The following is a 3,553-nucleotide window of genomic DNA, read 5'->3' as shown; positions in this document are numbered from 1 at the left end:
CTCCAGCCTCTTTTGCAACGCCTAGCCACCCCATACCCATGTTAGTGGATTGTGTTAAGTACTGCCCTTTTAAAAACATAAACGACAATGTGTATTGCGCGCTTTTATAGCCAAGTGCTGCAGGGTCTTTTAGGTACATAAAAGCTTGTTTATAATCACCTTTTTTATACGCTTTTATGCCATTGTACTCATGTTTTTTCATGGTTATGTCATCATATAAATTAATAGGCGTAGACCCACAGCCACTTAATAAACCCACTCCCATTATTGCTGTGATCAGTAAATATCGGCTCATTACTATTCCTTTTTTATTATTTTTATATGCGAGTACCGAATCTGGCTTACAGTTAATGCAAAGCCTGTTACTCTGTAAATTAATTTGTATAATTAAAATACTATCATGAGCTTAGCAAGTTTACTTCGGTTATTTTTTCTGGCTGCAATTTGGGGCGCGTCATTTTTATTTATGCGAATGGCAGCAAACAGCTTAGGCCCGGCGGTGTTAATAGAGTTTAGAGTTGGCTTTGCCGCACTCACCCTCTTTATTGTGGCGCTGTACTTAAAACGCCGCTTGGCGTTTACTAAACACACAAAGCACTTTTTTATAATTGGCGCACTTAACTCCGCCCTACCCTTTTTACTGTTTGCTTATGCCGCGCAAACGATTAGCGCCTCTACTTTATCTATTTTAAATTCTACAACGCCCATATGGGGCGCAGTGGTGGGCATTATTTGGAGCAAAACCAAACCAACTAAAAGCATGGTGTTAGGTTTGCTGTTGGGTTTGATAGGCGTGGCAATTTTAGTTGGGCAAAATCATTTTGTATTAAATAGTCAGTCACTTATTGCGATTGCAGCAGCGCTAAGCGCCTCCTTGTGTTATGCCATTGCATCCCATTATACAAAAAATGCCCCTAAGCTTGCCCCGTTCGATAACGCACACGGCTCTATGTGGGCAGCCAGTTTTATAGTACTGCCCCTTATACTTTTTATGCCAATGCGCGAAGTACCTAGTACCAACGTTATGCTTGGCGTATTAGCACTTGGCGTGGTGTGTACCGCACTTGCTTATATTTTATTTTTTAAACTTATTGACGATATAGGCCCAACCTCAGCTTTAACGGTCACGTTCTTAATTCCGCTATTTGGCATTTTTTGGGGGCATTTAATTTTAGATGAGCAAATAGGACCAAATACGTTACTCGGCGCATTATTTGTTATTGTGGGTACTATGCTGGTTACTGGTTTTTTACCACGAAAAAAGCACTTAGCTAAAGCAAGCTAAGTGCCTTAAATTTTATATAACATTAAAGTTTAAACAAATTGTGGGTCTTTTGGCGCGTCGTGGCGGCGCGTTATATAAAGCACACAGTCGGTTTGGCTATTATTGCTATAGGCTCTTACGTGCTCAATAGGCACTGAAAAAGTATCACCTTGGTTAAGCGTTAATACTTCATCACCTAAGTCTATTGTTACGCTTCCTTGATGAACAAATATAACCTCTTCTTCAAAGCGAATATGAGGCGCAACCTGTGCATCAGGTTGTAACTTTAACGCAGAAATATTAAAGCCATGAGGCCAATTTAGCTGTGTTTGAATACATGTTTTGGCGTTTAAATTACCGACTAACGGCGCTTCATATACGCCATCAAACTGGCTAAGGTACGAGCGTTTATTCCAATTAAAGTTGCTGGCTTTAACCACTGTTTGTGCCAGCTCTTCATCGGTTATTACTCTGTGCTGCGCTATTTGCTCTTGGCTGGTCACTGCCATTGGCTTTACGCCATCGGGGATGGTTTCATTTAACGTGGTATCTACTAAGCTGCCATTTTCTAGCAAAATTAGTCCGTATTCCTTTGCCATGTCAAATACTTGCGGAGCCCAAAGTACTCTACCAGGGTTATCACTTCCAAGTACCGCATATAAATAGCCTATGCCGTCGCCAACATTTTCAAACCCTCTGAATATATCCATCGGGATCGAAATAATATCGCCTTCATTTAAAATTACTTTGGAATCTTTGCCGTCAACACCAGTGTAAAAAGCCCACGTACCACTGTGTACTACAAAAATTTCTTCAGTTAAATGGCTATGCTGCGAATTTAAACACCCTGCAGGTTGGCGCGCACCACCAATATTAAACCCATGAGGAATAGAAATATGCACATGTTGATTTGGGTTTTCGGCAACGCCTGGGCCAATAATTGTAAAGTTTTCTTTTTGATCGCTCCCCGGCGAGCGTGTATCAATAAAGGCATTTTTACACGCAATTAAATCGTCGTATCGTACTAACCTATCTGCAAATACACTCATTACTCTCTCCTAAATTGGTTACTGTGCGGTCCAACCGCCATCAATTTTAATACTTGTACCGGTGATCATTGCCGAAAGACCGCTTAGTAAAAACACACAAGCATTGGCAATATCATCGGTTTGGGCAATTTTTTTCAGTGGGATCATGTCGTAAACAAACTGCTTAAACGTCGCATCTTCTAGCATGGGTTTGGTCATTGGGGTTTCTACAAAGGTGGGGGCTACGGTGTTCACACGCACATTTTTATTGGCAAGTTCAACCGCCATTGCTTTGCTCAACCCCTCTACCGCATGTTTGCTCATGCAATACAAAGTACGTTTAGGTGAACCAACAAACCCCATTTGCGACGACATATTAACCACCGCCCCAGCGCCAGAATTTATTAGCGCTGGCAGTGCCGCTTGGCTAATTTTGTAAACGCTGCGAATATTCATCGCAATTACGTCATCAATATTTTCATCTGTTTGCTCAAGCATTGGCGCAACCCGATTTATACCGGCGTTATTTAACAGCCCATCGAGTGTTTTTAGCGCCTTTAAACGCTCAAAAAAAGCATCGCTATTTATATCTAGCGGCCAAATTTCTATTTGCTCAGGCGCGTATTGCTGCAGTGTTTGTAAATCACTGAGGGTACGTGCTACTGCAATAACTTGAGCCCCTGCATCTACGCATTTTTCTACGCATGCTTTACCAATACCTTTGCCTGCACCTGTCACTAAAATGGTTTTACCCACTAAAAGCGTTTTATCAAATCCCATTTGTTCACCTAAATTCTATATTGCATTCGAAGTCATTATTAATTAGAGTACAGTTAGATGCAAGACATTATTTAACCAATACGTCTCATCAAATGTGTATATAACAACGACTCACTAAGGACACTAGCAATGATAAAGCATTTAAAAAAGGGTCAACCAATTGACTCAAAACAAAAACAAAATCAATCAGTAAGAGATATTGTAGAGAATATTTTAGCGCATGTTGAAACCGAAGGTGACGCAGCCATTCGTGAGTACTCTGAAAAGCTCGACAACTGGACTCCGGAGTCTTTCAAACTTTCAGAAGACGAAATTAAAGCCTGCTATACACAACTTGATGAGCAATTAATTAACGATATTAAGTGGGCGCAAAGCCAAGTACGTAATTTTGCACAAATACAACGTGACTCAATGAAAGACGTAGAGGTAGAAACTCTTCCCGGCGTAACCCTTGGTCATAAACATATCGCTATGGATAGCG

Annotated in this window: 4 protein-coding genes and 1 pseudogene; 2 read left to right on the top strand and 3 right to left on the bottom strand. The window is 40.9% G+C overall.

The window, feature by feature from the left end; all coding sequences use genetic code 11:
- Positions 1 to 295: pseudogene (locus L650_RS0116460) on the bottom strand (sel1 repeat family protein); the annotation flags it as partial.
- Positions 296 to 400: 105 nt separating this feature from the next.
- Between L650_RS0116460 and L650_RS0116455 the strand changes: the two are divergent.
- The gene (locus L650_RS0116455; RefSeq protein ID WP_029773783.1) at positions 401 to 1,285 is read left to right on the top strand and encodes a DMT family transporter; all 885 of its coding nucleotides are present in this window, start codon (positions 401 to 403) and stop codon (positions 1,283 to 1,285) included.
- A 29-nt stretch (positions 1,286 to 1,314) separates the two neighbouring features.
- Here the strand turns inward: L650_RS0116455 and L650_RS0116450 are convergent, their stop codons facing one another.
- Both L650_RS0116450 and L650_RS0116445 read right to left on the bottom strand, forming a co-directional pair.
- Positions 1,315 to 2,313 (bottom strand): cupin domain-containing protein, encoded by a 999-nt coding sequence (locus tag L650_RS0116450; RefSeq protein WP_029773782.1) that lies wholly within the window; start codon positions 2,311 to 2,313, stop codon positions 1,315 to 1,317.
- Positions 2,314 to 2,331: 18 nt separating this feature from the next.
- The gene (locus L650_RS0116445; protein ID WP_029773781.1) at positions 2,332 to 3,072 is read right to left on the bottom strand and encodes an SDR family NAD(P)-dependent oxidoreductase; all 741 of its coding nucleotides are present in this window, start codon (positions 3,070 to 3,072) and stop codon (positions 2,332 to 2,334) included.
- Between the two features lie 129 nt (positions 3,073 to 3,201).
- Here L650_RS0116445 and L650_RS0116440 point away from each other — a divergent pair.
- A partial coding sequence (locus L650_RS0116440; protein WP_029773780.1) for a histidinol dehydrogenase occupies positions 3,202 to 3,553 on the top strand: 352 nt, incomplete at its 3' end.

This window comes from Pseudoalteromonas sp. TB51 (assembly GCF_000498055.1).
Lineage (GTDB): Bacteria > Pseudomonadota > Gammaproteobacteria > Enterobacterales > Alteromonadaceae > Pseudoalteromonas > Pseudoalteromonas atlantica.
Note: the sequence above shows the minus strand (reverse complement) of the source record. Positions and strands in the feature narration are given on the sequence as shown.